Consider the following 5,547-nt stretch of genomic DNA (forward strand, 5'->3'; position numbering starts at 1 on the left):
AGGTCGGCTGGCAGCAAAGCGCCATATTACCGAAAGACCTGCAAAAGCTGAGCATCGAAAAGAGCCTGGTCACTGGGAAATTGATACCGTCGTTGGCCGCGGAACCAAGCACTGTATCGTGACTTTAGTCGACAGAATGACTGGCTACACTTTTATCGGACAAATGGACGATAGAACAAGCGAGTCGCTCAACGTAAGAATGAGCAAAATCATGACCCGCTCTGACTTACCTTTTAAGACGATAACTGCGGATAACGGCACTGAATTTCATAGTTATGCACAATTAGAAAAACATCATAACTGCCTGTTTTACTTTGCAAATCCATACCATTCATGGGAGCGAGGCACTAATGAAAACACCAATGGCTTGATACGACAATACTTACCAAAACGCACTTCTATGTCACACGTGACACAGAAGCTCTGCAATGAAATTGCACACAAATTAAATACGCGCCCACGCAAAAGGCTTGGGTATAGAACACCAACGGAGTATATTCATGCGCATCTGTAAAAAGTGTCGCACTTCAAACTTGATACTAAGAAGCTCCTTGCATCAGCTATGGTATACTACTCCACCATCACTTCTTTGATCATTTAATTTTATAATGCCAGAACTATTTTCTCTAAATAATCCACTGCATCAAGCAATCTCTTTCATCGCAGCATACGTATCTTTATTTGCTATTGCTTGGCAAATTCTCAAACGTCGGTTCAAAAATTACAAGAAGTCACCAAAGCTAAAGAGCATTCTAGATCAACATGCAAAATCCACAGCAAAAAACCCTTGGAGAATTGCTCAAATTCAAAGTCAAGTGACCTTTAGGATTGTATGTAGTGCAGCTTACCAAGTTATGATGTGTGTCTTCTTTGCTATTTGGCTGATCACCTTACAACAAGAATATAAATTTTTTGAACTTTCCGATTCCGAATTATATTTAATATTCGGCTCGTTAAGTGCTCTTTCTTTTTATTTTACTACTTCAGCCTCATACAGTTTATTGGTGCTAAAGACTGCGGCTGATATGAAAGATGAAAGCTTGAAGGAAAAGCAGGCAAGCTAATGAGTGTGCTTACTAACGCCGCGTTAAGTGGTGAGCAACGCAGACCACTACACTTAAAGTATTGTGCCGTAAACACTTAAACTGAAGCAAACCAAAAATGCCGAGCGTTGGGAATCCGTCTTAAACGCTTTGTTATGTGCGTACCAAACGGTAGCGCCTTACTGTACCCTCACTTTCATCTGTGTAGTTGCCCAGATAAACACCACCACAGTTTTCGATGACCTTTTGTGATGCTGAGTTTTCGATTGAACAGGTCACAATAGCTGAGTCAGATACAACATTGTCACGAACCCAAGCGAGAAGAAATGAGGCGACTCCTTTACCACGAGCTGTCGGCCTAGTTTCATAGCCAATATGACCTATGACATTTTCAATGTACTCGTTTGTACCGTGTCGAACTCTGATTGAGCCGAGAATTGCACCTGACTCCATACAAAAATAAGTTGTTATTGGAGCCCAACCGTCAGGCAACCCTAAACCTTGGGAGTATGCGATTCTCTTCTTTAGATACGCACTACTATCAGTTTTTGCTTCATCATAAAGCTCTAAGCCATCTGCAATACAGGACTCAACGTAGTCTTTAAACTGGTCTTGATGACCTACTTTCGCTTTCGTAATTTCCATTTTACTCCTAAGCACATAACGCCGCATTAAGGTGTGAGCGGCGCTTGGCTATACTTGAGCGAAGCGAAACTGCCAAGCGTTGCGAATCACTCTTAAATGCTTTGTTATGTGCGTACTAAAGACATGGGTACGAACCTAATTCCGTTGAATTCGGCTTCTTCACCTGTTGCTACGAAACCATTACGATTGTAAAAACCAACAGCATTCACCGATGAACGTAGGCTAACTTCACGAGCGTCTGTCTGATCAAGCAAATGATTCAATAAAGTACGACCTAAGCCTGAACCCTGCTGTGAATTTGCAACAAACAAATGGGTTAGATAATTTCCACCACGCAAAGCGGCAAAACCTAGAACTTCTCCACCCGATACCGCCTTAATTGATGAAAACTTCTCATCATCAAGAGTAGACGCTAGGTCAGGTAATACTCTGTCCTTATACTCTTGTTTTCCTTGTTCATTAAGCAATGGAAGTACATCCTTGGCGGAGACCTCTGAAACAAGCCTTGTTACTGCGCCTAAATCCGTTTTTAGAACCTTCTGAATTTCCATATTTCCTCCGAGCACATAACGCCGCGTTAAGGGGCTGGAAAACGCTAACCACGAAACCTCAACAAACCACCCTAACCACTGTTTTCGACTTTACCACTAAAATTGCCAAGCGTTAACAGTCCCACTTGAACGCCTTGTTATAAAGCACTTAAATTGAAACTAAAAGCTGTGCAAGATGCACGATTGAGCTTTTAACAAACCACCCTGCATTGAAAATTAGAATGTGGATTAAGAATACCACTAACCACCGGGCGAACACTCATTGCCCGACGACTGCCAATAGCCGAGCACTGGTGGGTTATTGAACACACGACGAACGGCTTATTGGCACAAGCTTCCTAATTGAACAGCCCGAACCTCAGTGCTAGCCATAACAGTGATGGACGCTGCTGAACCAAGGTGCAGCTCCGCGATATACGTGGGAACTTGCACTAAATTTAAAAGGGCTTTATAACGCCGCGTTAAGGGGTGAACAACGCAACCACCCAACCTAAACCATTGTGCCGTAAACACTAAAACTGAATCAAACTGAAAATGCCAAGCGTTGAGAATCCCTCTTAAACGCTTTGTTATGTGATTTATCCGTCTACGTTACTAACCCGACTAACCCTAAAAAACCGAGAGTGAAAAATATGAGATGCAAGCCAAAGAATATTTTTATTTCTTTAGCTTCAATCTCACCCTCTCCGGTTGCATAAAAGAGCGATTGTTTAAGCCATTTAGTTGACATTAACCCTTGAGAGTAGATTACCCAAAGTGAGCCACCCCCTTTAACAGCCTGCCCCCAGTTTGCCAGCATTAAATCATAAATAACTGTACCTAAAGCGAGCCCAAACATCACGTTAACAATAGAGAGGAAAAAACTATTTATTTGTATGCTAACCCTTCCAATGACTTTAGCAACTGCACTATTGATACCTAAACATGCCAGAATGCCTATAGCACCTGAAATGCTTAGCATTAAGCAAAGTAGTGTCCAAAATACCAACTGTCCAGATAACTCTGATGATACAGAGTCAAAAAATTTGCTTCCTGTACTTGACGTAAAAGAAACCAATGCACAAATAATAATGGTAGATCTATCGAACTTCATAGCTTCATACTTGCTTAATCACATAACGCCCTGTTAAGGGGTGAGCAACGCAATACAAAAGCCGCCGCATACCGCCTTAAACACTAAAACCAACGCATAATGAAAATGCCACGCGTTGCGAATCCCTCTTGAACAGTTTGTTATGTGCGTGCTAATTGAGGTACTTTTGCCAATGTTGCTGCCCTGTCAAAACTACTCTGTAATCTTCGTAGTCCAATGAACTGTAGAGCTTTTTAGCTACAACATTATCATCACCGACCTCTAGTGTGATTTTGAGGTAATCATTATCACGACAATACTGTTCGATACCATTCAGTTGCGCTTTGCCCACACCTTTACCACGAAAGTTGTCCGACACCATAAAGTCATGGATATTCATCACTCTTTGCGCACGATAAGTTGAAAACGATTCAAAGCAAACCGCAAAACCGGCGGGCTTATCGTCGACAAAACTTATAAATCCGTGGAAATACGGCAATGCAAATAACTGAGCAATTACTGAGAGATCTAGCTCAACTGAGAATCCAGATAGGTACTCTCTAAACAAAGTCTCGAATATACCTTTGTCCTCAATGCTTTCTGTTTCGATACGCCTGATTGTGATTTCCATATCCATTTCCACCAAAGCACATAACGCCGCATTAAGGTGTGAGCGACGCTTGGCTATACTTGAGCGAAGCGAAACTGCCAAGCGTTGCGAATCACTCTTAAATGCTTTGTTAGAGCTACGAAGCTAATTGTTCCTGCCTATCATTCAGTATTCTTAATGCTTCTCTAGTTAAATTGCCATTTTCCACATAACCGTAATGCTCAAGCTCACGGTAAAGACTTCTCGGTAATTTATCTGCTATATCTTGGAACAGGTAACCGTAACTACCGCGACGAGAACGTGGGTCTACAGCTGATGGTCTGATATCGTCCATTCTTCGCTGTAAATAATCTAATGCTTCACTTCGTGAACCATTTTCCACCGCATGCAGTCTCATAGTCCTTGTCAGTCTACGACTTTCTCGTTTTGCATCATCTAGTTCTTTTGTAATTTGCCTCATCCGAGAGAACAACTCATCCTTTTCGGCTTCTGCCAAGTGCGCTCTTTTGGCAAGATCTTCCAAGACCTTTTCTTGCTCAGCTTCCTTCTTTCTTACTTCCTCTTTTTCTTTCTCGATCTCCGCTTTCACTTGATTCGAATCAAAAGGGAGTTGATCAAACTTATCACGAATACCACTATACCCTTCATCAAGATGTCTTAGACGCTCTCCAAATCCCGCTTCAATACGTCCCAAAATTTCGGAAACTTCTTTAGTGAACGCATATGAGTTGTCATAAAACCTGTTGCTAGTATCTGTAGCTTTAAAATAAAACGCGACTGACAATGCAATTGCAAAAAAAGCAAGAATCATGGAAAGAAGATCCGTGAACGTAAATTCTTTAATGTCAATGCTTAGTTCCATACTAAAGAGCTTTGCAGTCATTACCCCAAAAAAGGCTAATATTGCAACGTCACGAGCATTTTTTAGAGTCAGAAGACTCTTTTCAGTACTTTCTTTCTTATTATCCAAGATAACCTCTTTACTATTTTCTTATCGGTAGCTCTAACGCCCAATTAAGGTGTGAGGCACGCAATACCGATGCTTCCGCATACCACCTTAACCACTAAAACCAAGGCATACCAAAAATTCCACGCGTGCCGAATCACTCTTAAATTGTTTGTTAGTACGCTGTTCCAAAACCTTTTGGTTTGCACCAAGATTTTGAAATATAGCACGAAATTTGTGGCTAAAAACGAGAAAGCTAAACTGACCACTGCCAAACTAGAACTCAATCTCAAAACGCAAGTTGGCGAGAAGAAAAACACGCTAAACTGCCCTATTTTGACCAGTTTAAAATTAGCAAAGGATTCGGTCGCCGAACTTTGACAACCACACCAATATACTAAATTTGAGACTGAAGAACTGGCCACGCAAAAGAAGCCGCGCCAGAGAAATAGCCAAAACGTTAGAAACCGTAAACGGTGAAATCGACGCTAACACTCCGCATATAGTGCTACCGGAAAGAACATGAAAGGCACATTTGAGCCAGTGTAAAGCTAGGAAACGAAACTGATAAACACCGAAATTTTTACCGTTGATGCCAACCCCGTACTAACGCCGCATTAAGGTGTGAGCGGCGCTTGGCTATACTTGAGCGAAGCGAAAACGCCAAGCGTTGCGAATCA

6 protein-coding genes and 1 pseudogene are annotated in these 5,547 nt (G+C 41.8%); 2 read left to right on the forward strand and 5 right to left on the reverse strand.

Annotated elements, in window-relative coordinates; genetic code table 11:
• Positions 1-514, forward strand: a pseudogene (locus tag FCU94_RS15690) (IS30-like element ISVa6 family transposase); the annotation flags it as partial.
• Between the two features lie 94 nt (positions 515-608).
• Positions 609-1,064, forward strand: coding sequence for a hypothetical protein (locus FCU94_RS15695; protein WP_176289436.1), 456 nt, complete (start codon positions 609-611; stop codon positions 1,062-1,064).
• 132 nt (positions 1,065-1,196) lie between these two features.
• On the opposite strand, the gene FCU94_RS15700 is transcribed toward FCU94_RS15695, so the two are convergent.
• The 5 genes from FCU94_RS15700 to FCU94_RS15725 all read right to left on the reverse strand — a co-directional run bounded on the left by FCU94_RS15700 (position 1,197) and on the right by FCU94_RS15725 (position 4,891).
• Positions 1,197-1,688, reverse strand: a complete 492-nt coding sequence (locus FCU94_RS15700; RefSeq protein ID WP_176289437.1) for a GNAT family N-acetyltransferase — start codon at positions 1,686-1,688, stop codon at positions 1,197-1,199.
• A gap of 104 nt (positions 1,689-1,792) precedes the next feature.
• Complete coding sequence (locus FCU94_RS15705) at positions 1,793-2,239, reverse strand: GNAT family N-acetyltransferase (protein WP_176289438.1); 447 nt, start codon at positions 2,237-2,239, stop codon at positions 1,793-1,795.
• A gap of 586 nt (positions 2,240-2,825) precedes the next feature.
• Positions 2,826-3,332, reverse strand: coding sequence for a hypothetical protein (locus FCU94_RS15710; RefSeq protein ID WP_176289439.1), 507 nt, complete (start codon positions 3,330-3,332; stop codon positions 2,826-2,828).
• 151 nt (positions 3,333-3,483) lie between these two features.
• Positions 3,484-3,954, reverse strand: coding sequence for a GNAT family N-acetyltransferase (locus FCU94_RS15720; protein ID WP_441351751.1), 471 nt, complete (start codon positions 3,952-3,954; stop codon positions 3,484-3,486).
• Positions 3,955-4,057: 103 nt separating this feature from the next.
• Positions 4,058-4,891: a hypothetical protein gene (locus tag FCU94_RS15725; RefSeq protein ID WP_176289440.1), complete on the reverse strand. Its 834-nt coding sequence runs from the start codon at positions 4,889-4,891 to the stop codon at positions 4,058-4,060.
• Between the last annotated feature and the right edge of the window lie 656 nt (positions 4,892-5,547).

The sequence above is a fragment of the Vibrio sp. JPW-9-11-11 genome (genome assembly GCF_013369335.1).
Classification (GTDB): Bacteria; Pseudomonadota; Gammaproteobacteria; order Enterobacterales; family Vibrionaceae; genus Vibrio.

Bases quoted from the DNA above. Each gene is read 5' to 3' on its own strand.
- FCU94_RS15695 (WP_176289436.1), top strand. From the start codon at position 609: ATGCCAGAACTATTTTCTCTAAATAATCCACTGCATCAAGCAATCTCT.
- FCU94_RS15700 (WP_176289437.1), bottom strand. From the start codon at position 1,688: ATGGAAATTACGAAAGCGAAAGTAGGTCATCAAGACCAGTTTAAAGAC.
- FCU94_RS15705 (WP_176289438.1), bottom strand. From the start codon at position 2,239: ATGGAAATTCAGAAGGTTCTAAAAACGGATTTAGGCGCAGTAACAAGG.
- FCU94_RS15710 (WP_176289439.1), bottom strand. From the start codon at position 3,332: ATGAAGTTCGATAGATCTACCATTATTATTTGTGCATTGGTTTCTTTT.